The following is a 24,766-nucleotide window of genomic DNA, read 5'->3' on the forward strand; positions in this document are numbered from 1 at the left end:
TGATCATTTCTCTTCACTTGTGATCATTTCTCTTCACTTGTGATCATTTCTCTTCACTTGTGATCATTTCTCTTCACTTGTGATCATTTCTCTTCAATTATAAACAAGACTCCTCCTGAATTCAAGATGTGATAAGAAAAAGCCAGAGACCATTATCTCTGACTTTATGTTTTAAATAGCGTCTTTATCTTTACCAAGGGCACGTTGAATAGCTTTGACTAATTCAACCAATACCACAATCAAGAAGGAACCTACAATAACCGCAAGCCATTGTGTCAGACTAAGGTGTGACACATGGAAAAGGTTATTAAATCCAGGAACTACGATAGTTGCCATCAAAAGAACGAAGGCTACTGGAATTGCCCAGTTGAAAGTCTTGTTTCTAAAGAGACCAACTTTAAAGACTGATTGATAAACTGATTTAACGTTAAAGGCATGGAGCAACTGGATTAATCCAAGTGTGGCAAAGGCCATTGTAAGGGCATCCGCATGAATTTCTGCTTGCGTATGGTGCTCTGGGAAGGCAAGGCCCCAACCATATACTGCAAGAACAAGGATAGTTTGGAAAACACCTTGATACATAATCGCTCCGAAGACACCACCATCAAAGAAGTTTGATTGGCGACCACGAGGTTTGTGAGTCATAATACCTGGTTCAGCTGGCTCAACCCCAAGTGCGATAGCTGGAAGTGTATCAGTGACTAGGTTAATCCAGAGAAGGTGTACTGGTTGAAGCACATCCCAACCAAACAGTGTGGCAAAGAAGATAATGAAGACTTCTGCCATATTGGCTGACAAGAGGTATTGGATTGATTTTTGAATATTTGAGAAGACCTTACGTCCTTCTTCTACGGCAACGATAATTGTCGCAAAGTTATCATCGGCAAGAACCATATCTGAAGCTCCCTTAGAAACCTCTGTACCTGTGATTCCCATACCAATACCGATATCAGCTGTCTTAAGTGAAGGCGCATCATTAACCCCATCACCTGTCATGGCAACAACCTTGCCATCATTTTGCCAAGCCTTAACGATACGAACCTTGTGTTCAGGAGATACACGCGCATAGACAGAGTACTGTTTGAAGACTTTTTGGAATTCTTCATCAGAAAGCTCATTAAGCTCAGCTCCAGTAAAGACATGATCTTCCGTATCATTTGGATCGATGATACCAAGACGCTTAGCGATTGCTTCTGCTGTATCTTGGTGGTCACCTGTAATCATGATTGGACGGATCCCCGCTTCTTTAGCGACACGGACAGCTTCTGCTGCTTCTGGACGTTCTGGGTCAATCATACCTACCAAACCTGAGAAAATCAAATCAGACTCAACAACTGTAGATTCCAAGGTAGGAATGTCATTCGTTGTCTTATAAGCCATCATCAAGACACGAAGGGCTTGTTTTGCCAAGTCCTTATTAGTCGCAAGGATAGCTTGTTTATCTTCATCCGTGATAGGACGGACCTCACCATTGATTTCAATTCGAGTCACACGTTTGAGCAATTGGTCAGGCGCACCTTTAACAGCTACAAAGTATGTGCCATCCGCTTCTTTATGGATAGTAGACATGAGCTTACGGTCGGAGTCAAATGGCAATTCTGCCACACGAGGCTCTGATTTCAAGACGTCACGCACATCAAAATTGTGGTCCAAACCAAATTGAACAAGAGCTGTTTCCGTTGGGTCCCCGATTAGTTTACCGTCTGGATCTACCTTAGTATCATTGGCAAAGTTCATAATACGAAGGGTCGTATTATCAGCACCAAGTTCCGTAGAAGCATTTTGCAATTGACCGTTAGTATAGACCTTTTCAACAGTCATTTGGTTCATGGTTAAGGTACCAGTCTTATCAGATGCGATAATTTCAGTTGAACCGAGGGTTTCAACTGCTGGCAATTTACGAACAATCGAATTGCGTTTAGCAAGGGTCGTTGTCCCAAGTGACAGGAGAATGGTTACAATGGCAGGCAAACCTTCAGGAATGGCTGCAACGGCTAGAGCAACGGCAACCATCAAGCCTTCAAGAGGTTGTTCGCCACGAATGAAGACACTAACCAAGAATGTCACCAAAGCAATAGCGACAATCAGATAGGTCAAGGTCTTAGACAGTTGCTCCAAGCTTTGTTTCAATGGCGTTTGTGATTCGTCCGCATTAGCCAGCATATCAGCAATCTTACCGACCTCTGTATACATACCGGTATTGGTTACAACTCCTGTACCACGACCATAAGTAACGTTAGAATTTTGATAACCCATATTTACACGGTCACCGATACCTGCTTCTGCTTCAACTGTCTCAGTAACGTCCTTTTCAACTGGTACAGATTCACCGGTAAGGGCTGCTTCTTCAATCTTAAGTGAGGCAGCTTCGAGCAAACGCATATCCGCAGGAACAACATCACCAGCTTCAAGCAAGACGATATCTCCAGGAACCAATTCGCGTGAATCAATTTCAACGACATGGCCATCACGGCGCACACGAGCCATAGGACTAGACATGTTTTTGAGGGCTTCAATAGCCGCTTCTGCTTGTCCTTCTTGATACACACCGAAGGCGGCATTCAAAACAACAACGGCTAAAATAATACAGGCATCCGTCAAACCATGCATACCTTCTGTAATAACAGAAAGGGCGGCGGCGACAAGCAAGATGATAATCATCAAATCTTTAAACTGATCGATGAATTTTGACAAGAGGCTGCGTTTTTCACCTTCATCCAACTCGTTATAGCCATAGGCATCTAAACGTTCCTTGGCTTGTGCAGTAGACAAACCATCAACAGAAGTGTCCAAGTTTTTTAGGACTTCTTCCTCTCCTTGTGTGTAAAACAAGGTTTTACTTTGTTCTTTAGACAAAATAATCTCCTCCTTCTATATAGGGAAAAATGGCTAACAAGACTCTTTTCATATAAAAAATCATACAAAAAGAGACTTGTTTAATAAAAAAAAAGTCTCGCTGTTTAAGAATATGCCGGAAATGTAAAATTTCGTAATGACGACATAATCGCAACTGTTAATCAAATCTCATGATTACAGTCACCTGCTACTCCCTTATTTGTACTAAACATTTTATCATAAATTATTCTTTATTCAAGCAAAATGATTCTATTTTTTCAAAAATTAAAACCAAGAAACTTCTAATTCATAATCAGCAAAAACGTCTTCTGTTTCTGGATGTTTTAACTGATAATGAATATCAACTGTCTGTCCATTTGGGTCATGGGCAAATAAACTAGTGTCTGTCAGAAAATGCTGGGTACCTAGCGGTGTCGGAATGTGGACCAAGGCAGGTACTTTAGCTGAAAAACGCATGATGGATTTAGGATTAGAAAAGCGTGTCATCACTAGCTCATCCTGATTCAACTTAATAACCACTTTTTCTTTCTCCGAATTATTGTGAACAAGATAGGTATAATCCCCTTTTTCCATAACTTCACAAGCGTGGATTTCTTCGATAATTTCCGTTTGATCTCCTACTTTAATTTTGTTTTTGATTTTAATTTCCATTTATACTCCATTCTGTTCTAAAACTACTTTTTACTTAAGACGATAGCAACTCTAACCTCAAAGAGAGTTTCAACATTGCGTTTACCCTTTCTGCTTCAAGTAAACCACCTGGGTTTGTTTGACAAAGCCAATCTTTTCATACAAGCGTTTGGCACCTACATTGCTATCTTCCACTGCAATTTGGAAGGACTTGTCATTTTGCGCAATAAGTTGGTTGACGACTGATTTTGCCAGATAGCTTCCATAGCCTTGGCCACGATAGGCTTCTGCTACGGCAAGTCCATAAAGGTAGTTGCTATTCCCAGATAAATCAACCGTACAAACTCCAATCACTTGACCTTCTTTGAGTAGGATGTAAAGCAGGCTATCGGAATCCTCCAAGGCTTCCGCAATGTATTGGCAACTCACCTCAAGTGTTTCCACTTCATCTGAAAAGGCTTGGTGGTGGAGTTGGGAAATTTCATCTAGGTAAGAAGGTTCAGCTAAGAGCACCTTGACATCTGAACGGGAATCCAGAGCATATGGTGTTCTATCTCGCCCTAGCCAGGTTTCCGTCTCTTCATCCTCAACCAAACCCCAATGACTAGCCAAATCAGGATGACCATCTAGAAAAACACGCTCCGTCTGAAAGGTCACTGAGCGAATAGGATAAGATGCCATTTCTTTTTCAAAGCTTCTATACATCGCACGCGCAATACCCTGACGACGATGACTAGGGTCCACTAGGATGCTCACTTCAACGTCTTCATCATCCGCATAGACCGTTAATAAGCCAAGCAACTCTCCCTCTTGGAAATAGAGGAAAAAGGCCGGCATATTGGGATTAAAATTAAGCATATTGGAGAGATAGGGTTCTCGAAAGGTTTGGTCATGGGCTTGGCAGATTGCAATCAATGCTTTTGCTGCCTTCCGTGCTTGCTCCGTCAATTGGTTGGTTACTCGAATCACTTTATCTCTCCTTTATTTGTCTGACCTTATTTTACCAATTAAAAAGCATTTGGGCAATTCTTACCTAATCCACTTCTTCAAAGAGATAATAACACTTTTCTCAGGAAGAACTATGACAAAGCGCCTAAATTTTAGTAAAATAGAAGGGAAACTAACTAAACGAAACAGGTAATTATTATGTCTATTAAACTTATTGCTGTTGATATTGATGGAACGCTTTTAAATAGCCAACGTCAAGTTACACCGGAAGTCTTTCAAGCGATTCAAGATGCTAAAGCTGCTGGTGTAAAGGTTGTTATTGCGACTGGTCGCCCTATTCCAGGAGTGCTTCCACTTCTTGAAGAGCTTAACCTCAACCAAGACGGAGACTATGTTATCACTTTTAATGGTGGTCTTGTCCAAGAAACTTCTACTGGTAATGAATTGATTCGTGAGACACTTTCATACGAAGACTACCTTGACATTGAGGTTTTGGCTAACAAACTTGGTGTTCATTCTCACGCCATTACTAAAGATGGTATCTACACAAGTAATCGCAACATTGGACGCTATACAGTTCATGAGTCTACACTTGTCCATATGCCGATTTATTATCGTACACCTGAGGAGGTAGCTGACAAGGAATTTGTTAAGGCCATGTATATCGATGAGCCTGAAATTCTTGATGCAGCCATTGCCAAACTTCCACAGGAATTTTATGACCGCTTTACCATTGTAAAATCAACACCATTTTATCTAGAAATTCTCAAGAAAACAGCCAACAAAGGGATTGCTGTAACCCATCTTGCTGAGAAACTCGGTCTTTCTAAAGAAGAAACAATGGCTATCGGTGATGAAGAAAATGACCGTGCTATGCTTGAAGTCGTTGGCTCTCCTGTTGTTATGGAAAATGGTAATCCAGAAATGAAGAAAATTGCGAAACACATCACAAAATCAAATGATGAATCTGGTGTCGCTTACGCTATTAGAAAGTGGGTTCTAGAATAATATGTATACCTATAAAACTGGACTCAGTACTTCTGAGCATGACCGCTTTGTTATAGATAGTCCTCAAACGAATTTATTACAGAGTAGTTCATGGGCTAAAATCAAGGATAGTTGGGGAAATGACCGCCTAGGTTTCTATCAAGATGGTAATCTCGTTGCTGTCGCTAGTGTCCTTATTCAGCCACTCCCTCTTGGCTTTTCTATGATTTATATCCCTCGTGGACCTATTATGGACTATCAAGATAAAGAGTTGCTCGCCTTTGTTATGGCTTCGCTTAAAAAATATGCCAAAACAAAGCGTGCCCTCTTTGTGAAATTTGACCCAAGTCTCTTTGTGACAAAAAACTTGATCTCACAAGAAGCTGAAATCCGTGAAGAGACTATGGCAATTGCCAAGTCCATCCAAGCTCTTGGCGTTGAATGGACAGGCCTCACTGAAGATATGGCTGAGAATATCCAACCTCGCTTCCAGGCTAATATCCATAAGGAAGATTTCACTGAGGAACAACTCTCTAAGAGTACCAAGCAGGCTGTTCGTACTGCTCGAAACAAGGGGATTTCAGTCCAATTTGGTGGCACTGAGCTTCTTGAACAATTCGCATCTTTGATGAAGAAGACAGAGGCCCGTAAGAACATCCACCTTCGTGGCATTGATTATTATGAAAAGTTGTTGACTACCTACCCAGAATCTTCTTACATTACACTCTCAACTCTTGATCTACCAGCTCGTCTCAAAGACCTCAATAAGCAACTCGAAAAGAACATTGCTGATGCAGCTAAGTTCACTGAAAAAACTAAACCAGGAAAAATCGAGAACAATAAACAAGAGCACAAGAGACTTAAAGAGGAAATTGACTTTCTTCAAGAAAAAGTTGATGCTGGAAATAAGACGGTCCCACTCTCTGGTACACTCGTTCTTGAATTTGGCAAGACGTCTGAGAATATCTATGCAGGAATGGATGAAGACTACCGTCGTTATCAGCCAGCTATCCTGACATGGTATGAAACAGCTAATCACGCTTTCGAGCGTGGAGCTGAGTGGCAAAACATGGGAGGAATTGAAAATTCACTAGATGGTGGTTTGTATAATTTCAAGTCCAAATTTAACCCACGTATTGAACAATTCATTGGGGAATTCAACCTTCCAGTTAGCCCTCTATACGGACCAGCCAATTTTGCCTATAAACTCCGTAAGAAATTACGTAGCAAACATTAATAATATATAAAATGAGACTCCATCTTGGAAGTCTCATTTTTTGATGATAGCTTAGTCTTTATCAGGAATAACCTTAAAGAGATAATAAGTGATGAAGACCGTCAGGCAAAAGAGTCCGATTTTCACCCATAGTATAGGGGCAAAAAAGATTGAAATTGCCATCAAAACATAGATTTGGATGATAATCTTTTTCTTTCGTTCTTTGGCAATTGATTTGGTTTCTCGAAAATCGGCTACATAACTTTGATACAGCTTAGTATGATATAACCATTTCTCAAAACGTTTGGAACTTCTAGCAAAGCAAGCAATGGCTAAAAGTAGAAAAGGTGTTGTGGGTAAGATAGGGAGGGGAATCCCAAGAATTCCCAAACCGAGCGAGACAAAACCTAACGAGAGATAAATTACTTTCATAAATACATTCCTTTTAAAAAGCTGCACTAAACGTATTAGTGCAGCTCTTCTGCTATTTTTAAATGTCTGTCAGTGGAGTCGCTGTGTCTGGTGAGGTATCATAAACTTTAAAGTCAGTTCCAACACCAAAGTCAGCACGTGCCAACTGATTTTCCATCGTCATGTGGGCCAACTCCTTGATATTATTTTCTTTGGAAAGGTGACCCAAGTAGATCTTTTTAGTTTTATTACCGATGGTACGAATCATAGCATCCGCTCCATCTTCATTACACAAGTGACCTTGATCAGAGAGGATACGTTGCTTGGTTGACCAAGGATATGAACCTGCTCTAAGGATTTCAACATCATGATTGGACTCAATCAGATAGCCGTCGGCATTCTCAATAATACCTGCCATACGATCAGAAACATAACCCGTATCCGTCAACATAACGAAACTCTTTCCATCTTTCATAAAGCGATAGAACTGTGGATCAATAGCATCGTGACTAACTCCAAAAGACTCAATATCAAGGTCTCCAAAGGTCAGAAGCTTGTCACGAGAAAAAACATGTTTCTGGCTATTATCAATCTTGCCAAGCATATTTTTACTATCCATAATCTGCCAGGTTTTCTCGTTGGCGTAGATATCCATGCCATATTTACGAGCTAAAACGCCTACGCCATGGATGTGATCCTTGTGTTCATGCGTTACTAAGATTGCATCCAAATCACTCGGATCACGATCAATCTCAGCTAGCAAACTTGTGATTTTCTTACCAGACAAACCAGCATCTACAAGAATCTTCTTCTCTGGAGTTTCCAAGTAAAAGGAATTACCAGTTGACCCTGAAGCCAAAATACTATATTTAAACCCTAAATCTGAGGTCATTTTTACTACATCTCCCATTCATCAACCATCATGGCATCCTTGTCACATGGAAGCACAATTGTAAAAGTTGAACCCTTACCATACTCACTCTTAGCCCAAATAAAGCCCTTATGTTGTTTAATAATTTCTTTTGCAATGGACAAGCCTAGACCAGTTCCACCTTGGGCACGACTTCTTGCCTTATCAACACGGTAAAAACGGTCGAAAATCAAAGGCAAATCTTTCTTAGGAATACCCAAACCTTGGTCAGAAATAGAAACAATTAACTGTGAGTCAGTTGTCTTCATAGACACTGTAATCTTACCACCATCAGGCGAATACTTGATGGCATTGTTAAGAATATTATCCACGACCTGAGTCATCTTATCTGTATCAATCTCCACCCAAATTGAGTTTACCGGATAATCTCGAATGATTTCGTAAGTTTTACCTGTATTGGTTTCTTGACTTTTAATCTGGTCAAAACGATTCAAGATATAGGTCATGAAGGCTGTGAAATTAGTCATCTCAACATCAAGTTGGGTACTCTTATTGTCAATACGTGACAGTGCCAAGAGATCAGAAATCATTCGCATCATACGATTGGTCTCATCCAAAGAAACTTTGATAAAGTTAGGAGCAATCTCTTCGTCGAGAGCACCATCATCAAGTGCCTCCAGATAGGATTTTACAGAAGTCAAAGGTGTACGCAACTCATGACTAACGTTTGAGACGAAGAGTCGACGTTCACGCTCTTCTTTTTCTTGCTCAGTGGCATCGTGAAGAACGGCAACCAGACCTGAGATAAAACCTGATTCTTTACGAATAAGGGCAAAATTAACACGTAAGGTCACAAACTCATCGTTGGCATCTCGACGTGACAAATGAATTTCAGGAGTCTTAGAGAGCAATTCACTATAAGTATAGGGATTTTCGCCATCTAATAAATCTAAAATGGACATCTGTGTCGCTGTTTCATAATCTAGATTCAACAAACGCTGAGCTGTGCTATTAATCATGGTAATTTGACCACGGCGATTTGTCGCAATAACTCCATCACTCATGTAAGAGAGGACTGATGATAAGCGGTTTTTTTCCTGGGCTAGATTTTCATGCGTCAAACGAAAGACATCCGATAAATCATTCAAGCTGTCAGCTAGCTCTAAAAGCTCTGGATCACCCTTTAAGCGTAACTCCTCGTTATAGTTACCTGCCATTAAGGACTTGACCCTCTTGGTCAACTTTCGAATATTTTTGACTCGTCGATAATCACGATATGCAAGAAAAATAAAGTAGAAAGCCACAAAGAGGAGCGTAAAGAGTAAGGCTAGTTCAAAGCTTGTGATGTTTAAGCCAATACTAGTCATAATTCTTCATATAATAACCAACACCACGACGCGTCAAAATATATTCAGGACGACTAGGTGTATCTTCAATTTTTTCACGGAGACGACGAATGGTTACGTCAACCGTACGAACATCACCAAAATAGTCATAACCCCAAACAGTTTCAAGTAAATGCTCACGCGTCATCACTTGTCCCATGTGAGTTGCCAGATGGAAAAGCAACTCAAATTCACGGTGTGTGAGCTCGACTTCATTTCCACGTTTTTTAGCAACAAATGCATCTGGAACAATAATCAACTCACCAATTGAAATCTCCTGCTTGCCAGAGTTAGAGCTTTCTTCTGCTGCTGTTTCAATAGTCTCTGTACGACGCAAGTGAGCTTTGATACGTGCCAACAATTCACGATTAGAAAATGGTTTCGTCACATAGTCGTCCGCCCCAATTTCTAGCCCTATAACCTTATCGAACTCGCTATCCTTAGCGGAAAGCATGATAATTGGTGTGTGACTTGTCTTTCGAATTTCCTTAGCAACTTCTAAGCCATCTAGTTCAGGCAACATCAAGTCTAGGATGACCAAGTCTGGTTTTTCAGCTTCAAACTGCTCCAAAGCTTCACGACCATCAAAGGCTGTAACCACTTCATAACCCTCTTTAGTCAGGTTAAACTTGATGATATCCGAGATTGGTCTTTCATCATCAACAACTAGAATTTTTTTCATATAAACACCTCATCGGTTTTCTTAAGTCATTCAATTTTGTAAAGTAGAAAACTTTACGTATCAAACATATTATACCAAAAAATAGGTTAAGGACCAAGTTTCTACTATAGATATTGAGCTGATATACAAGCTTTTCTTGTTTTTTAAGATAGCTTTGCTATGTGTAATCGGTTAAAAGACAAACATTATGATTGAATTTTCAAACATTTTTGACATTTTACTATATCTATAGTAAAATACACTCTTGTTGTTACATATATTAATGTAAAATTATTAATGTAAAATTTTAGGAGGCTCTTATGGCACTTATCGAATTTAAAAATGTTAATAAATATTACGGAGATTATCATGCACTTCGTGATATCAATCTAGAAATTGAAAAAGGACAAGTTGTGGTTCTCTTGGGACCTTCTGGGTCTGGGAAATCTACCCTTATCCGTACAATCAACGCCTTGGAATCCATTGATAGCGGTACGCTTATCGTTAACGGACATAATGTGACGGAAGCTTCTGCCAAAGATTTGGTTGAGCTTCGTAAGGAAGCGGGTATGGTATTCCAACACTTTAACCTCTACCCGCACAAAACCGTTCTTGAAAATGTAACATTGGCACCAATCAAGGTTCTTGGAATCAGTAAGGCAGACGCCGAAAAGACTGCTGAAAAATTCCTTCGCTACGTTAACATGTGGGACAAAAAAGATTCATACCCTGGTATGCTTTCTGGTGGACAAAAACAACGTATCGCAATTGCCCGTGGTCTTGCCATGAATCCTGAGCTCTTGCTCTTTGATGAACCAACGTCAGCCCTTGACCCAGAAACTATCGGTGACGTGCTTGCGGTTATGCAAAACCTTGCCAAAGGTGGCATGAACATGGTTGTCGTAACCCACGAAATGGGCTTTGCCCGTAGTGTGGCTGACCGTATCATTTTCATGGCTGAAGGTCAAGTTCTTGTAGACACTACGGATGTGGATGGTTTCTTTGACAATCCAACTGAACCTCGTGCGGTTCAATTCCTTTCTAAGATTATCGACCACAACTCTGATCGTGTCCAAGTGGACGCCTAAGGAGGACTTATGTTAATCAAGAAACTTAGTCGCATTTTAGCTATCTCTGTTATAGCTTTTCTAGCAGTTCTCCTCTGGAACACTAAAAGTAGTCAGGCAGATGAAAGCAGTAAACTACTCAATAGTGCTGCAATTCAAAAAATTGTCAAAAAAGGGACTCTAAACGTTGGTGTCAAACAGGATGTCCCAAACTTTGGTTACTATTCAGCCAAAACTAATACCTATCAAGGGATGGAAATTGACCTCGCTAAGAAAATTGCCAAAGAACTTAAGGTTAAGGTGAATTTTACAGCGGTTACCCCACAAACTCGTGAAGCCCTTATGGATAACGGAACTATTGACATGCTTATCGCTACTTATACCATTACAGATGAGCGTAAGGCTTCATATGCCATGTCAAATCCTTACTACTACGACCAAATCGGTTTCCTCGTTCAAACCAAATCTGGCTATAAGAAACTTTCTGACCTAAACGGTAAAACTATTGGAGTGTCTCAAGGGTCATCTGCCAAAGCTGCTGTTGAAGAGTACGCTTCAGCTAATAACCTTAAGTTTGACTACGTTCAACTTGGATCTTATCCTGAGTTAGCCGTATCACTCTATGCTTACCGTATTGACGCCTTTGCTGGTGATAAATCAATCTTGTCAGGTTACGAAAGTGATAAAACCAAGATCCTTGATGAAGGTTTCAAAACACAAGAGTACGGTATTGCTTCAAGTAAGTCTAACCAAGAGTTGATTGATTATACCAACGATTTGATTGCTAAATGGCAAAAAGATGGTAGCCTTCAAAAACTCTACGATAAGTATCACTTGAAACCAGCTAAGGCTGAAGATAAATAGAAAGGAGTCCTGAATTTATGTATCTTTTAACTGAAACGGCTAGTCCTTTCGCTCTTGAACGTTGGGCTGCTTTCTTCGCTAACTTTGGGCAATTTGCCAAAGGTTTCTTTTACACCCTTGGCATTTCAATTGGTGCCTTGATTGTAGCTCTTCTTCTTGGGCTTATCTTTGGAGCTATGAGTTCGACTCACAACAAGGTCCTTCGTGGCATTTCACGTGTTTATGTCGAAATCTTCCAGAACACACCCTTGCTTGTGCAATTCGTGGTTGTCTTCTATGGGATTTCAATCTTGACTGATGGTCATGTCATGATCCCAATTTCATTGACGGCTATCCTTTGTGTGGGTGTCTACACAGGAGCCTATATCTCTGAAATTATTCGTACAGGTATCGAGGCAGTTCCTAAAGGTCAAACCGAAGCCGCTTTGTCTCAAGGATTCACCTACGCTGATACCATGCGTATCATCATCTTGCCTCAAGCAGTCCGTACTATCTTGCCACCATTGACCAACCAAGTGGTTAACTTGATTAAGAATACTTCTACAGTTGCCATTATCTCTGGGGCAGATATCATGTTCACGGCTAAGGCTTGGGCTTATGATACCACTAACTATGTACCGGCCTTTGCTGGGGCTGCCTTCCTCTACTTTATCATGTGTTTCCCTCTAGCTACTTGGGCACGTCGTAAAGAAGAAGAGAATAAGAAAGCTTACTAAGGAGGTCCACTATGTCAGAAGTTTTATCAGCTACTAACCTTAAATTCTTGGCACAAGGGATGTGGACGACCCTTTACTTGTCTTTCTTCATCATCGTGCTATCTACCCTGTTCGGAACTATTCTGGCGGTGATGCGTAACGGAAAGAATCCTATTCTGCGTTGGATTGCTTCTATCTACGTTGAGTTCGTCCGTAACGTTCCTAACTTGCTTTGGATTTTCATCATCTTCTTGGTCTTCCAACTCAAGTCAACTGCGGCAGGGATTACCTCTTTCACGGTCTTTACCTCTGCTGCCTTGGCGGAAATCATTCGTGGGGGACTGAACTCTATCGACCATGGCCAAACGGAAGCCGGTTTGTCTCAAGGATTTAACAACAAACAAATCTTTATTTACATCATCTTCCCACAAGCTATTCGTAAGATGTTGCCATCTATCATCTCTCAATTCGTAACAGTTATCAAGGATACTTCTTTCCTTTACTCTGTTATCGCCTTACAAGAATTGTTTGGTAAGAGTCAGATTTTGATGGGTGGTTACTACGAACCTAGTCAAATCTTTACCTTATACGGTATTGTGGCTTTAGCTTATTTCGTGGTTAACTTTGCCATCTCTAGCTACTCTCGCTACCTCTCTAAACAATGGGAGCAAGCTAGTGAATAAAACAAAAAACTCACCTACGGGTGGGTTTTTGTTTTTCTGGATACTAAAAACGACTCCAATCGGAGTCGTTTGTTTCGTTAATTCACCGTTACTTTGCCTGAATAATAATCTAGGGTAATTCCCTGTTGGACATTTGGAACGAAGACATTGAACTCAAGCGAGCCATCTGCTGACTTGGCTTCAAGATGTGATCCTGATGGAATGAGGTTATCTCCTTCATAAATGAGGGTCACGCGATAACGGACACGTTTGTTTTTATCCTGAGCTTTTCGTACCAGGCTTTCATAATAGTTTTGGCCTGTGGAAGTTTCGCTATTAGCTTGGTTAGCCCAAGCAGTTTGAACGGCAATATTTTCTGGATTTGAAGTCGAGGCATCAAATCCTTTGAGACCACCTACAAGTGCATAACCTAACAAATGGCCTCGGTCTACGGCATGGCTATACTCTCCTGAAAGATTGTGAACTTGATGCCATCCAGCTGGTGTCCAAGAAGTTGAGCCATTCCCTGTTTCTTGACGATTTTTGTACTGTCTGGTCGCTTTACTTAACAAGGCATTCGCAACTGTAGGAACCGTTTGTCCTTGAACCGTTTTAACTTGGTTATTAGCGTAGGGTTGGCTAGATACCTTAGCATTAAGATTGGTTTTATTACCGTTAACAATATAGGCACCAGCCCCATTCCATTCTATGGCGTTTCCGAGTTGACTCTTGACAGAGCTGGTCATCACCGTCTCTGCGAGTTGCTCTTGTGGCGTAGACTGCCCACTTGTTGAGCCGTTTGATTTGGCGGAGTTATTGGATTTTCCCGAGACTAGACTAGCTACCTGCTTGATTGGATTGTTAGGTGAGAGCTTATTGCTCGTTCCAATGTAACCTAAAACTGCAATCAAAACCGCTATTAGTAACGAGACTAGCTGACGTTTCTGTTTATTTGTTAAAGATGTCTTTCTTTTTGCCATTGTTCTCTTTCTTTTATATGTATGTCATGACTAAAGGAGCGGGATTACTTCCCGCTCCCTTTTATTTTCCTGTAAATTTAGCAACAATTGCCTGCCAAGTTTCTGGTTTTAAGATGCTAATCGGATCCTTGCCTTCTCCTAAAACAGCATAGCCAATCATCAAACCGATAGCTAGAAAAGCAAGGCCAATCACACACACACTCAAAACAAGTAATAATTGACGAAAAACAAAGCCTTTACCAGTTTCCATACTAAGCCTCACTTACACGTGAAATATTTGCTCCTAGTTTAGCTAGTTTCTCATGGAATTGATAGTAACCACGATCCAAGTGTGTCAATTTACCAACAGTCGTTGTTCCTTCAGCTACCATTCCTGTAAGAATAAGTGCTGCTGAAGCTCGAAGGTCAGTAGACATAACCTGAGCACCTTGAAGTGGCAAACCACCGTGAATCATAGCCGTGTCACGAAGGATTTCTGAATGAAGTCCCATACGACGCATTTCTTCCAAGTGTTGGAAGCGATTCTCAAAGACAGTTTCAATCATGGTTGATTCCCCGTTTACCACTGCCATAAGTGCTGTAAATTGAGCCTGCATGTCAGTTGGGAAACCTGGGTGAGGTAGAGTTTTAACGGTTACTGGTTTCAATTGAGAAACATCAGATTTAACACGAATGCCACCGTCTTCTTCCTTAACATCGACACCCATTTCCAATAATTTTGAAATCAAAGGACGGTTATGTTCCCAGATAGCATCTTTGATGAGAACATCTCCAGAAGTCATAGCTGCCGCTACCATAAAAGTACCGGCTTCAATACGGTCCTGAACAACCGCATGTTTAGTACCATGGAGAGCTTTAACACCTTTAATCACGAGCGTTTCAGTTCCAGCACCTTTGACGTCTGCTCCCATCTCGTTAAGAAGGAGGGCCAAGTCAACAATTTCTGGTTCACGCGCAGCATTTTCAATGGTTGTAACACCATCAGCCAAAGTTGCTGCCATCATAAGGTTTTGAGTGGCACCAACAGATGGGAAGTCCATATAAATAGTTGCACCTTTAAGGTTTTCTGCTGTCGCAGTAATGTCACCACCAACTTGGGTAATTTTAGCACCCATTGCTTCTAAACCTTTGAGGTGGAGGTCGATTGGACGACTACCAATCGTACAACCGCCAGGCATTGAAACCTTAGCGTGACCATTACGGGCAAGAATAGGTCCAAGAACTACGATTGACGCACGCATCTTGCTAACATACTCGTATGGTGCTTGATCGAGAATTTCTCCACTAGCATCAACGACAACGGTATTATTTTCCTCGTCAAAGTCTACAGCAATATCTAAACCACGAACAACATTATTCATCGTGTAAACATCTGACAAGATTGGAACATTAGTTAAGGTTGTTTGACCTTCTGAGGCCAAGATAGTCGCTGCCAACAAAGGGAGGACAGCGTTTTTAGCACCTTCAATGACAACCTCACCACTTAATCGAGTGTTGCCACCCTGCACAATAATTTTATCCATAAGGATTCCTTTCAAGGGTCATTTTCATCTTTTTGTATTATATCAAAAGTCTTTTAAAATCACTAATTTAAGAAATCGAGCTAGCCATATTCTGTCCAAAAGCTAAAACCGCCAGAACAAAGGAGCTGATAAGGTAGCCTAAGGCAATACTGATAAAGAGCAAAAAGAGTTTCAATTTACCAGTATTTTCAATCGGATTTTTGATGATCTTCGCCCAATCAAAAAGGCTAATCAGCATTTGGTAGCTCAATCCTATAAATACAAGGTGACTCGCCAAAGTGACGAATTGATTAATTATAGTCATAGTTTCATTATACCATAGAAAGCTAAGCTTAAACATAAAAAGAGGGTGAGACAGTTCTAAATCTGTAATCATTTAGTGACCGCTCCCACTCCTCTTCTCTTTATTTTTGAAGCTACTAGATTAGGCATAGTTTAAAATAATCTAGTGCTTATCTTACACTCCCTAGGAACTGATAATTTGAGTTATGCTACTTAGTCTTCATAACCGTTTGGGTTAGTCGTTTGCCAACGCCATGAATCTCTAACCATTTCTTTCAAGGTCTTCTTAGCTTCCCAGCCAAGGACTTCTTTGGCCTTTTCAGGAGAGGCATAGCAAGTAGCAATATCGCCAGCACGACGTCCTTGAATACGGTATGGGATAGCAACCTTGTTTTCAGCTTCGAAAGTCTTAACGAGATCCAAAACGCTATAACCATGTCCAGTACCCAAGTTGAAAATCTCAGCACCTTTATGACTCAAATTATATTTGACAGCAGCCAAGTGACCTGAGGCCAGGTCAAGAACGTGAATGTAGTCACGCACACCTGTACCATCTGGAGTTGGATAGTCATCCCCAAAGACGTTAAGCTCAGGCAGTTTACCGATAGCTACTTGTGTAATATATGGCATCAGGTTGTTTGGAATACCGTTTGGCAATTCCCCAATCAAACCACTTTCATGAGCACCGATAGGATTGAAATAACGAAGATTTGTGACAGACCATGACGAATCTGAAGCAGCTACGTCTGTAAGAATTTGTTCCATCATCAACTTAGTATAACCATATGGGTTAATCGCTGACGTTGGCATATCTTCGGTCATTGGAGAAGGATTATTGGTACCGTAAACTGTTGCACTTGAACTGAAGACGATGTTTTTAACATCATATTCCTTCATTTTTTCAAGGAGGGTAATGGTACCACTGATGTTGTTCTTATAATATTTCAAAGGTTTTTGAACAGATTCACCCACTGCCTTGAAGGCCGCAAAGTGAATAACTAACTCAATATCTTCATTTGTGAAAACCTTATCCAAAAAATCAGTATCTAAAATGGAGCCTTGATAAAATGGAAACTTTTTACCCGTAATCTTTTCCAAACGTTCAAGTACCGCTGGCGAACTATTTGAAAAGTCATCAACTAAGACTACATCGAAACCTGCATTAAGGAGTTCAACGGTTGTGTGGCTACCGATATAGCCAGCTCCTCCTGTAATTAAAATAGACATTTATTTTTCCTTTCTTACTTGCCAGTGCCTTTTTGATCCTTTTGAATCGTTGCTAATTTAGGCATAACTTCTCCTTCAAAACCTTTCATGGCAAAATGAACCGAAGGCTCTTGTGTCATTGGAGATAGAATTCCTAGCTTCACTTGATAGTTCTGATCTTTAGAATAGGCGAAACTTGCCTTAAGTTCAGTTGTTTGATCAGGAAGCAATTCAGACAAACGACACTCAAGTTGTTGTGCTTGAAGAACCTTGCCATTAGTATTACACAAGTATAATACCACAGGCCAATCCCCATATAAAGGGGCAACCCCAGAATTTTCCAAATTAAGGGTAATATCAACCTTGCTCTCTCCTTTGGAGATTGTCAAACCTGATACCCAGAGGCGATAGCCCATGTTCTTCAAAAGCTCCTTATAAGCAGCATGCCCGTCACCGATATCTTCAGCAACCTTTGGACCCAAGAAGGTCAGATGAGCTGCCTTAGCTTCTTCAGTTAACTCATCTAAGTTATTACCGAGTAAGCTTGACATAGACTGTGAACTTGTTAATTCACCACCGATAGGAGCCTTTTCCCAAGCATTAGGCATGGCTTTCAAGGCTGCTTGCTCTTGAGTTTGATCGTATGAGCCACCATTTTGAATCCAATTTAACCAGGTTTTAGTTGCTGATTTGTCTCCAAAGACATCATTGTAGATTCCAAAATCACCTTCCAAACCTGTATCAAAAGGTCTTCTCATAAGAATCTTCGCTTTAGGAAAGGCTGGTTGAAACGGTGCAATATAGTCCTTACGAACTTCTTTTCGTGGCAATTGGCGAATGCCAGCATCTGAGTGAACATGCCACTCGCCCCAGTGTCCTAAGCCACCAAGTTCGATGTAGGCGATAAAATCATCATTGCCCCAACGCTGTCCCATAGCAGTAACAGCTTCTTTATAGTATTTTCTAAGCAGTTTATTTTGGTAATTTGGTGAAAATCCCTTACCGTAGGATGTGTTATAAGCATCCCCAAGGTCAGAAATTTCATTTCCCAACCAGTCAGGGATATCCTTATGACTTGATTTGCCAGGGTAATCTAGCAAGAAACGTAAGACGACCTGCTTGCCTTCTTTCTTCCATCGTTTGAACTGGTTACTTTCTTCAATTGTTTCCCAGTTATAGTGGCCCTTTTTAGGTTCCAATTCTTTCCATGTGATATCAACATAGACAAGATGAACATCTTCAGAAACTGTTTTTTCTTCCGCTGAAGGGACATAACCCATGAGCGGATTCCCAAAACTCTTGTCTGAAAGCGTATATTCAAACTTGGTACCTGTATTTCTGGTATTCAAATACACAAAAATAGCATAAAAACCACTCGTAATGATGATTAGACAGATGACGAGCCAAAGTTTCTTCTTTCGACTACTCCAACTCTTCTTCTCACGCTTACTAGCCATGGTATTCGCCGTTGTATTGGATCAGCGTAAGGTCTTTGACACCTTCGATAGATTTAATGTTTTCAACGAAGGTAAGGTCGTTATTTTTCACAAAGACTTCAATAGCCATCTCAACACTGTCTTTTCTCATAGTTTCAGACTTGATAAAGTGTTTGATGCGACCAAGTTCTTGAATAACTTTGTCACCTGTGTGCTCACCATCATAGTGAACCACAGCGATATACACCTTACCAGTCTCTTGCAAGCGGCTAAAGACAATAAGCATTAAAAGGATAACGATAGACGTTACAACGGCTAGGACATACATACCTGCCCCTACCGTAATCCCTGAGGTAATTGCCCAGAACAAGTAGAGCAAGTCCATAGGATCCTTAACAGCGGTACGGTAACGGACGATAGAGAGGGCACCGACCATACCAAGTGAGATAACGATGTTTGAACTGATTGCCAGTGTTACCATTGACGTAAGCAAGGTCATACCGACCAAGGTCATGGCAAAACTGCGTGAATAAATAACGCCTGTAAAGAAATGCTGGTAAACCTTATAGATAAAGGCTCCAATCAACAAGGCAAGTAGCAAGACGATAACAATACGAAACGGTGATTGTGTCGCATAGTTATCAGACTGCAAAATTGATTTTTTTATAAAGTCTTGAACACTCATAAACTCCCCTTCTTATACTAAGTTCTTCCAAACTTAGCCTTTTCCTATTTATATATTCCCATCTTCCCAGTATTCAAAACCATTTAGATACTGAGATTTTTCATAAGCCAATACGTACTTAGAGACAGCCATCATGTCTGCTTTCCCTGGCAAGACACTCTGGACAATCTTTGGCAGATACTCTGTGTATTTAACTTCGAAAACCATCTTTTCTGGATCAATGACTGGAATTGTTGGTAAGTCTGGATCAAAAATATCAAAACTTCCAACCGCTACTCTAACATTTTGGTCAAAGGTTAAGCGAACTGTTCCAAAGTCATAGACCCACGGCTCTCGCTCATAGTCAACGATGGTCCGTGGACGCATCATGTTACTAACGCATTCATAGTAAAATTCCTGACAGAGAGGATATGGACTTTTTAAGAGAAAGTCATAGTCTCCATCAATAATTTTATAAAATTCTTCAACGGTTAGAGGTGCATCCTCTTTCAAAATGTAGGTATCTACCTTTTTCTTACGCTCTAGTTTAATACTATTGGTACCGAAATTATAGATACGAATCCGATATTTTTTACGAACTAGAATACCTGCATCTTTTTCAGCATAGGCACTATTCCAATAGTCGTCAAAGTAAAGACTCCTAATGGTATAACCACCATTTGTCGCATGCTTATCCAATTGAATCAAATGTTTAAAACGCTCAGTCAGCAGAGCCTTTTCTGGTTCACCGATGACATATTTCAACTCATGGCGAAAGGGCTTCTCTTTAGTCTTCATAGCCATCTACCCCAATTTTTCCATCTTCAAGGACAAAGAAGCTCATGATACCAAATTGTTTTGAATTATCACTATTGACATAGTAGTCAAAGGCACGTTGTGATTGTCCAGCTTCGTTAGTTGCAGTCACACGTACAAAGTATTGTCCCTTAGGCAAGGTATCTGTTTCGGCACTGAGGGTCTTGAGACCAGATTTTTCAAAGACCTTGTCTTTAAATTCATAGTCCTTAGCTAACTCAACTGTGTAAGTCAACTTGCTGTTATTGAAGTCGTAAGAGGCACCCCAACTTAATTTCAATTTGTTATTGGCCACTTCCGGCTTATTAATAAAGAATGGTTGTGGTTTTTCAAGACTTGTTTTGTAAATCTTGTAGTTGTTCTCCAACTCATTTGGCAAATCTGCCAAGATCTTGTCGTAATTATCAGGTGTTGTCTTAGCATGCATTTGGTCAGGCATCTTAGCTAGATAAGGTTTAATGACTGCTGCGTATTCATTACTCATTGAAGAAATCTTGTCACCAGTAATTGTCTTACGTAGCTCATCCATCTTCTCATCTAGACCCTTGCGGAACTCTTTTGATTTGAGCAAACGTTGGAAAAGTTGGTTACCCCAATAGTTGCTGACACCGACTTCCCAGCTATTGGCTTGGTCGCTGTCCTTACTTACCAAACGACGTTCATTCTTCATCAGGATACTATCGTTATCCCAAGGAATGATGTACCATTTGGTTGAGTTTTGTGGACTATAGAGATACATGTTACGACTCTGTGTATCATCATTACCAAGCAACATCTGGAATGCCATCCAATATTGGATGTTCTCAGGATCTACATACTTGTCCATGATGGTTTCAATCTTCACCGATGGATCGTTGAGCTTGGTTAGAAAATCAATAAGTTTGGTGTGATCATGGCTACCTTTAATTTCCAAAAGTTTCTCGAATTTATCCTTATCAAATTTAGGATCATCTTCTTTAACAATCGTATCCTCATAGCGGAAGAATTCGAAGAAGTTTGGTTTATAAAGGTTGGCATTTTCATCCAGACCGTGATCTTTCAGATAGTTTTTGTTAATCTGTTCGACTTGCGTGTAGAGACCATAATCTTCAAACTTACCTGAAGGATTGTCAGAGGTTTCATCTTTAACATAGAGGTGAACAAAACTCGTTCTAGCACCCATGAGTTGAGGAATTTCTTCCATTAAATCATAAGACAACTTATTTCTAAAGCGAAGGGCTTCTGTCTGGTGTTTGTTAATGTTAATCGTACGTTGGCCGTTCCACTCACCCTTGTTCTTTTTAATCTTGATTTTGTAGTTCTTTTGGGCGTTCTTACTTGAACTTTCCCCACGAATCTGAACACTGGCATTTGGCACGTCTTGGTCATAACCTAACTCACCAGAGACAGGACCGTCCTCGTTACCAACTTGAAGGAGCCCTGCTACTTGATATCGTTTAACATGCATTTTCTGATAATCTTCAACGGAATATTGATTGACCTCAGACCATGAGTGATTTTGATTTTCTGTAGCATCTCCTCGACGTACTGTCAGGTACATGGTCGTTACCTTTGTATGATCCTTATCATAGAGGCTCTTCTTATCTCTTAAGTGCACATTCGTGATATCAGTAGTTGCTTGTTTATCTACTTTTTTAGTTGTCACACCATTTTTTGTTTGCTCCTTGGTCCCGCATGCTGTAAAACCAAAGACCGTACAGAGCAACAAAACTGCTGCTAAACTCTTTTTCCTATTCATTTCCCCCACCTCTTTTGTACGTTTTCTAAACGCTCAGTCCATTTTTCAAAATAGCCCACGTCTTTCTTAGATACCATGGCTTGGCTTCCTAAGAAATGATACTGAAGATCACTTGTGTATTTATCGATTTCCTGACCACTTTCAAGGAAAAGAAGTAAAGAAGAAATCAAGAAGGCATAGCCTAGGAAGGCTGAGTCCAAGAACTGAGAACCAAAACTCAAAACTACTGTCAAAATAGCAAAGTGTTTGGCAAGTTTCTTGGCCCCCTTATAATCTGCAAAATACATCAATAGCAAGATATTTACATTACCAACAGCATAGAGGCCATAAGCAAGACATAGCGTTAAAAAGTACCCATGCATTTGATTGTTAAAACCAATTGGTAAATAAGTCAAGGCCACGCTTCCGAAGAACATAATGAAAATTGTTGCTAGCAATTGTTTCCAAAAAACATATTTGAGTTCGTTACTCATGACATCCAACATTTGAGTTTCAGCTTCCTGGATATCCGAAAGACTCCCCTCTTCATTGTAGAGGTTAAAATAACGTCGGAAATGTGGATAGAAGGAAACCTCGACAGACATAACGAAATTAAGTGTTGATACCAAAGTCGTTAAGTAGGCTAGCATGGCTGGCACATCGTAGACTGGAGCTGTACGGAAGAAACCATCAAAACTCTTACTAATTGGCCCAAACCAGTTAATAATAATATGAGCAAAGAGTGCTACCAACATGTAAAGCCCTGTCTTGGCAAGATCAGAGAATTGATCAAACCATTTCAAAAACTCAAAGGACATTTTAAGATTAGATGGGAAATAGTCATGGATGAGACGAACCATCCAAAACATCATTCCACCGTATCCCAAACAAACACTTAGGAAGATACCATACTTTTGATGTAGGAAAATACTAAGTAACCCAGAGACAATCGTCACACCAATCGCTAAAAAGAAACCTTTGATAATTTCTTTATAGGATTTGATCGCTGTCAAGTAGGTAATGACATTCCAAACGAGACAGAGCTCACCAAAGAGCAAAACTCCCATAGCCACTTCTGCTAAGCTTCGACTAGCCAAGGCTAGATAGATCGCATAAAGCGGTGTCCCAATTAAAAGCATCAAGGCACTCGACGCATAAAATGAAGGGATAATAGTCTCAAATTTCTTCTCGTAGAGCATGTCCGCAACAAAGCGGGTTACCACCAGAGAAAAGAGACTGGTAATCACGAGTGAAAAGATGATAGCGTAGGTTAAGTTCGAAAGAATATAATCACGCTCATTTTCACTGATTCCCGCTACCATTGTCAAAACAACGACACCAGCTGTAAGTAAAATCCCCAAAAGCATAGGACCGGTATAAACAATTCCAGCATAAGCGTAGGCCTTTTGTTTTGAAAAAAGGCTATCCTCGTTGTAAATTTTACGTAATTCAAATCCAATACCGGCCATTAAACAGCCACCTCCTCATATAAGCGTCGGTACTGACCGATCATTTGCGGATATTGATATATCGCTTCAACACGCTTACGCGCAATTTCACCCATTTCAAGACGTCTAGCATCATTAATCGCCATCTTCTTCATAGCTTCTGCAAGAGGTCCTGTACAAGTAGGTGGCGCACAAAATCCTGCAATCCCTAGATTGTCATCCTCACGACCTTCTAGCAATTCTCGACAACATCCGACATCTGTCGTCACACAAGGACGACTAGCCGCCATTGATTCCAAAACAGAAAGTGGCAAACCTTCAGAAAGACTGGTCAAAAGCGTAAAATCAATTTTCTTCATATATTCTCGAATATTAACACGACCAGTGAATAGGAGACGATCTCCCAAATCCATCTTATCGGCCAAGCTAAAACACTCATTCGCATATTCTTGGTCATCTATACCACCCATGATATGCAAACGAACGTTTGGCACTTGCTGAGCTAGTTCGTAGAAAGAATACAACATGGTTTTGATGTCCTTAATTGGAGCCAAACGAACCACGGCTCCGATATCAATCCAACCATCCGGTTCTTTCAAAGGAATTTGAGAAAACGCATCGTAGTCAATCCCGTTTGAAATAACCTGACATTTCTCTGGATCACACCCCATCTCAATCTGAATTTCCTTGGCCTTAGTAAAGAGGCTAGTAATTTTTTCAGCATTTTGATAAATCGCATCAGACAACATATAGAAGAATCTTACCCACTGTTGGCGCATTGTAGGTAAAACCCACTTGGCACGAAGCAATTCTTCCTCACGTTCACGTGTATAAATCCCGTGTTCAGTTAAGAACAGAGGTTTGTCATAGGTCAAACTGCCCAAAGTTGCAAGAATACCACCATAACCTGTAGAGATTGAGTGGTAAACATCTGCTTCAGGAGGTGGACAAGATAAAATATTTAAAAGTGGAAACAGCATAGAACGGATAGTGTGAAAAACATCTGAAAAAGATAGCTGCGTGTAGCGCTCATTACAGAGATCCTTCAAGACCTGAAAAAAGGCCTCACTACTCAAGAGATCGTTAGGAACGACCTTACCATCCTGTAAAAGTTTAAACAAGACTTTCCAATCAGGTTGTTGACAAAAAACCATATCTTTAAGCGCTTGTTTTTCCTCATCTGTAAACTGATGTGGCTCTATGTCTTCTTCTTTATCTGGCACAACATAGTCCAAGAAGACTTCGTGTACTTCTACGACATTTTCAGGGAGTTCATAAACAAACTTTCCCTTTTGCTCATGTGTTGCCCCCACAACCCAGAGAACAAATTCATGCTCTTTCATTTCTGTAATATATTGATGCATCCAAGTAGAGACACCACCGTGAACATACGGATAGGACCCTTCAAGAATTAAACATATCTTCATCGGCATTTCCCCTA

24 protein-coding genes are annotated in these 24,766 nt (G+C 40.5%); 6 read left to right on the forward strand and 18 right to left on the reverse strand.

The window, feature by feature from the left end; translation table 11 throughout:
• Nucleotides 1–171: 171 nt before the first annotated feature.
• From HMPREF1519_RS06885 to HMPREF1519_RS06895, 3 genes are all read right to left on the reverse strand, one after another.
• Nucleotides 172–2,856 (reverse strand): cation-translocating P-type ATPase, encoded by a 2,685-nt coding sequence (locus HMPREF1519_RS06885; RefSeq protein WP_022495836.1) that lies wholly within the window; start codon nt 2,854–2,856, stop codon nt 172–174.
• A gap of 264 nt (nt 2,857–3,120) precedes the next feature.
• Entirely contained in the window at nt 3,121–3,507 is a 387-nt protein-coding gene (locus HMPREF1519_RS06890) for a DUF1934 domain-containing protein (RefSeq protein ID WP_022495837.1), read from the reverse strand.
• Nucleotides 3,508–3,588: 81 nt separating this feature from the next.
• A complete protein-coding gene (locus HMPREF1519_RS06895) occupies nt 3,589–4,455 on the reverse strand; it encodes a GNAT family N-acetyltransferase (RefSeq protein ID WP_022495838.1) in 867 nt (288 codons plus the stop codon).
• Nucleotides 4,456–4,632: 177 nt separating this feature from the next.
• On the opposite strand from HMPREF1519_RS06895, the gene yidA reads away from it, so the two are divergent.
• A complete protein-coding gene (gene yidA, locus HMPREF1519_RS06900; RefSeq protein WP_002890845.1) occupies nt 4,633–5,442 on the forward strand; it encodes a sugar-phosphatase in 810 nt (269 codons plus the stop codon).
• A 1-nt stretch (nt 5,443) separates the two neighbouring features.
• The gene (locus HMPREF1519_RS06905) at nt 5,444–6,658 is read left to right on the forward strand and encodes an aminoacyltransferase (RefSeq protein WP_037611659.1); all 1,215 of its coding nucleotides are present in this window, start codon (nt 5,444–5,446) and stop codon (nt 6,656–6,658) included.
• 51 nt (nt 6,659–6,709) lie between these two features.
• Here HMPREF1519_RS06905 and HMPREF1519_RS06910 read toward each other — a convergent pair whose 3' ends face one another.
• Genes HMPREF1519_RS06910 through yycF form a run of 4 tightly spaced genes read right to left on the reverse strand, consistent with a single transcriptional unit; the run spans nt 6,710 to nt 9,986 of the window.
• Nucleotides 6,710–7,069 carry a YbaN family protein gene (locus HMPREF1519_RS06910; protein WP_037611660.1) on the reverse strand — a complete coding sequence of 120 codons (360 nt, stop codon included), beginning with the start codon at nt 7,067–7,069 and terminating at the stop codon, nt 6,710–6,712.
• A gap of 58 nt (nt 7,070–7,127) precedes the next feature.
• Nucleotides 7,128–7,940, reverse strand: coding sequence for an MBL fold metallo-hydrolase (locus HMPREF1519_RS06915; RefSeq protein ID WP_022496320.1), 813 nt, complete (start codon nt 7,938–7,940; stop codon nt 7,128–7,130).
• 5 nt (nt 7,941–7,945) lie between these two features.
• On the reverse strand, nt 7,946–9,286 hold the full coding sequence (gene vicK / locus HMPREF1519_RS06920; RefSeq protein ID WP_022496319.1) for a cell wall metabolism sensor histidine kinase VicK: 1,341 nt from the start codon (nt 9,284–9,286) through the stop codon (nt 7,946–7,948).
• Complete coding sequence (yycF, locus tag HMPREF1519_RS06925; RefSeq protein WP_002884978.1) at nt 9,279–9,986, reverse strand: response regulator YycF; 708 nt, start codon at nt 9,984–9,986, stop codon at nt 9,279–9,281. The genes vicK and yycF overlap by 8 nt, the downstream gene beginning before the upstream one ends.
• A 299-nt stretch (nt 9,987–10,285) precedes the next feature.
• Between yycF and HMPREF1519_RS06930 the strand changes: the two genes are divergently transcribed.
• The 4 genes from HMPREF1519_RS06930 to HMPREF1519_RS06945 are packed head-to-tail and all read left to right on the forward strand — an operon-like array spanning nt 10,286 to nt 13,274.
• Nucleotides 10,286–11,053, forward strand: coding sequence for an amino acid ABC transporter ATP-binding protein (locus tag HMPREF1519_RS06930; RefSeq protein WP_037611663.1), 768 nt, complete (start codon nt 10,286–10,288; stop codon nt 11,051–11,053).
• Between the two features lie 9 nt (nt 11,054–11,062).
• Nucleotides 11,063–11,896, forward strand: coding sequence for a transporter substrate-binding domain-containing protein (locus tag HMPREF1519_RS06935; protein ID WP_037611665.1), 834 nt, complete (start codon nt 11,063–11,065; stop codon nt 11,894–11,896).
• Between the two features lie 17 nt (nt 11,897–11,913).
• Nucleotides 11,914–12,612 (forward strand): amino acid ABC transporter permease, encoded by a 699-nt coding sequence (locus HMPREF1519_RS06940; protein WP_002886251.1) that lies wholly within the window; start codon nt 11,914–11,916, stop codon nt 12,610–12,612.
• An 11-nt stretch (nt 12,613–12,623) separates the two neighbouring features.
• Nucleotides 12,624–13,274, forward strand: coding sequence for an amino acid ABC transporter permease (locus tag HMPREF1519_RS06945; RefSeq protein WP_002886253.1), 651 nt, complete (start codon nt 12,624–12,626; stop codon nt 13,272–13,274).
• Nucleotides 13,275–13,351: 77 nt separating this feature from the next.
• Here HMPREF1519_RS06945 and HMPREF1519_RS06950 read toward each other — a convergent pair whose 3' ends face one another.
• The 11 genes from HMPREF1519_RS06950 to pelF all read right to left on the reverse strand — a co-directional run bounded on the left by HMPREF1519_RS06950 (nt 13,352) and on the right by pelF (nt 24,752).
• The gene (locus tag HMPREF1519_RS06950) at nt 13,352–14,233 is read right to left on the reverse strand and encodes a DNA/RNA non-specific endonuclease (RefSeq protein WP_013990683.1); all 882 of its coding nucleotides are present in this window, start codon (nt 14,231–14,233) and stop codon (nt 13,352–13,354) included.
• A gap of 61 nt (nt 14,234–14,294) precedes the next feature.
• A complete protein-coding gene (locus HMPREF1519_RS06955) occupies nt 14,295–14,483 on the reverse strand; it encodes a DNA-directed RNA polymerase subunit beta (protein WP_022496462.1) in 189 nt (62 codons plus the stop codon).
• Nucleotide 14,484: 1 nt separating this feature from the next.
• On the reverse strand, nt 14,485–15,756 hold the full coding sequence (gene murA / locus HMPREF1519_RS06960; RefSeq protein ID WP_037611666.1) for a UDP-N-acetylglucosamine 1-carboxyvinyltransferase: 1,272 nt from the start codon (nt 15,754–15,756) through the stop codon (nt 14,485–14,487).
• A gap of 67 nt (nt 15,757–15,823) precedes the next feature.
• Complete coding sequence (locus HMPREF1519_RS06965) at nt 15,824–16,060, reverse strand: DUF1146 family protein (protein ID WP_037603973.1); 237 nt, start codon at nt 16,058–16,060, stop codon at nt 15,824–15,826.
• Between the two features lie 191 nt (nt 16,061–16,251).
• Complete coding sequence (gene galE, locus HMPREF1519_RS06970) at nt 16,252–17,265, reverse strand: UDP-glucose 4-epimerase GalE (RefSeq protein WP_037611668.1); 1,014 nt, start codon at nt 17,263–17,265, stop codon at nt 16,252–16,254.
• Between the two features lie 14 nt (nt 17,266–17,279).
• A complete protein-coding gene (locus HMPREF1519_RS06975; RefSeq protein WP_037611670.1) occupies nt 17,280–18,701 on the reverse strand; it encodes a DUF4832 domain-containing protein in 1,422 nt (473 codons plus the stop codon).
• On the reverse strand, nt 18,694–19,365 hold the full coding sequence (locus HMPREF1519_RS06980) for a DUF4956 domain-containing protein (RefSeq protein WP_021144271.1): 672 nt from the start codon (nt 19,363–19,365) through the stop codon (nt 18,694–18,696). Before HMPREF1519_RS06980 ends, HMPREF1519_RS06975 begins: the two co-directional genes overlap by 8 nt.
• 48 nt (nt 19,366–19,413) lie before the next feature.
• Complete coding sequence (locus HMPREF1519_RS06985; protein WP_002883511.1) at nt 19,414–20,142, reverse strand: polyphosphate polymerase domain-containing protein; 729 nt, start codon at nt 20,140–20,142, stop codon at nt 19,414–19,416.
• Complete coding sequence (locus HMPREF1519_RS06990; protein ID WP_037611672.1) at nt 20,132–21,898, reverse strand: CotH kinase family protein; 1,767 nt, start codon at nt 21,896–21,898, stop codon at nt 20,132–20,134. Before HMPREF1519_RS06990 ends, HMPREF1519_RS06985 begins: the two co-directional genes overlap by 11 nt.
• Complete coding sequence (gene pelG, locus HMPREF1519_RS06995) at nt 21,895–23,346, reverse strand: exopolysaccharide Pel transporter PelG (RefSeq protein ID WP_037611674.1); 1,452 nt, start codon at nt 23,344–23,346, stop codon at nt 21,895–21,897. The genes HMPREF1519_RS06990 and pelG overlap by 4 nt, the downstream gene beginning before the upstream one ends.
• A complete protein-coding gene (gene pelF, locus HMPREF1519_RS07000; RefSeq protein WP_037611676.1) occupies nt 23,346–24,752 on the reverse strand; it encodes a GT4 family glycosyltransferase PelF in 1,407 nt (468 codons plus the stop codon). Before pelF ends, pelG begins: the two co-directional genes overlap by 1 nt.
• Nucleotides 24,753–24,766 lie beyond the last annotated feature (14 nt).

It is taken from the genome of Streptococcus sp. SR4 (genome assembly GCF_000517725.1).
Classification (GTDB): Bacteria; Bacillota; Bacilli; order Lactobacillales; family Streptococcaceae; genus Streptococcus; species Streptococcus salivarius_F.

Bases quoted from the DNA above. Each gene is read 5' to 3' on its own strand.
- HMPREF1519_RS06890 (WP_022495837.1), bottom strand. From the start codon at position 3,507: ATGGAAATTAAAATCAAAAACAAAATTAAAGTAGGAGATCAAACGGAA.
- yidA (WP_002890845.1), top strand. From the start codon at position 4,633: ATGTCTATTAAACTTATTGCTGTTGATATTGATGGAACGCTTTTAAAT.
- HMPREF1519_RS06905 (WP_037611659.1), top strand. From the start codon at position 5,444: ATGTATACCTATAAAACTGGACTCAGTACTTCTGAGCATGACCGCTTT.
- HMPREF1519_RS06910 (WP_037611660.1), bottom strand. From the start codon at position 7,069: ATGAAAGTAATTTATCTCTCGTTAGGTTTTGTCTCGCTCGGTTTGGGA.
- HMPREF1519_RS06915 (WP_022496320.1), bottom strand. From the start codon at position 7,940: ATGACCTCAGATTTAGGGTTTAAATATAGTATTTTGGCTTCAGGGTCA.
- vicK (WP_022496319.1), bottom strand. From the start codon at position 9,286: ATGACTAGTATTGGCTTAAACATCACAAGCTTTGAACTAGCCTTACTC.
- yycF (WP_002884978.1), bottom strand. From the start codon at position 9,986: ATGAAAAAAATTCTAGTTGTTGATGATGAAAGACCAATCTCGGATATC.
- HMPREF1519_RS06930 (WP_037611663.1), top strand. From the start codon at position 10,286: ATGGCACTTATCGAATTTAAAAATGTTAATAAATATTACGGAGATTAT.
- HMPREF1519_RS06935 (WP_037611665.1), top strand. From the start codon at position 11,063: ATGTTAATCAAGAAACTTAGTCGCATTTTAGCTATCTCTGTTATAGCT.
- HMPREF1519_RS06940 (WP_002886251.1), top strand. From the start codon at position 11,914: ATGTATCTTTTAACTGAAACGGCTAGTCCTTTCGCTCTTGAACGTTGG.
- HMPREF1519_RS06945 (WP_002886253.1), top strand. From the start codon at position 12,624: ATGTCAGAAGTTTTATCAGCTACTAACCTTAAATTCTTGGCACAAGGG.
- HMPREF1519_RS06950 (WP_013990683.1), bottom strand. From the start codon at position 14,233: ATGGCAAAAAGAAAGACATCTTTAACAAATAAACAGAAACGTCAGCTA.
- HMPREF1519_RS06955 (WP_022496462.1), bottom strand. From the start codon at position 14,483: ATGGAAACTGGTAAAGGCTTTGTTTTTCGTCAATTATTACTTGTTTTG.
- murA (WP_037611666.1), bottom strand. From the start codon at position 15,756: ATGGATAAAATTATTGTGCAGGGTGGCAACACTCGATTAAGTGGTGAG.
- HMPREF1519_RS06965 (WP_037603973.1), bottom strand. From the start codon at position 16,060: ATGACTATAATTAATCAATTCGTCACTTTGGCGAGTCACCTTGTATTT.
- galE (WP_037611668.1), bottom strand. From the start codon at position 17,265: ATGTCTATTTTAATTACAGGAGGAGCTGGCTATATCGGTAGCCACACA.
- HMPREF1519_RS06975 (WP_037611670.1), bottom strand. From the start codon at position 18,701: ATGGCTAGTAAGCGTGAGAAGAAGAGTTGGAGTAGTCGAAAGAAGAAA.
- HMPREF1519_RS06980 (WP_021144271.1), bottom strand. From the start codon at position 19,365: ATGAGTGTTCAAGACTTTATAAAAAAATCAATTTTGCAGTCTGATAAC.
- HMPREF1519_RS06985 (WP_002883511.1), bottom strand. From the start codon at position 20,142: ATGAAGACTAAAGAGAAGCCCTTTCGCCATGAGTTGAAATATGTCATC.
- HMPREF1519_RS06990 (WP_037611672.1), bottom strand. From the start codon at position 21,898: ATGAATAGGAAAAAGAGTTTAGCAGCAGTTTTGTTGCTCTGTACGGTC.
- pelG (WP_037611674.1), bottom strand. From the start codon at position 23,346: ATGGCCGGTATTGGATTTGAATTACGTAAAATTTACAACGAGGATAGC.
- pelF (WP_037611676.1), bottom strand. From the start codon at position 24,752: ATGAAGATATGTTTAATTCTTGAAGGGTCCTATCCGTATGTTCACGGT.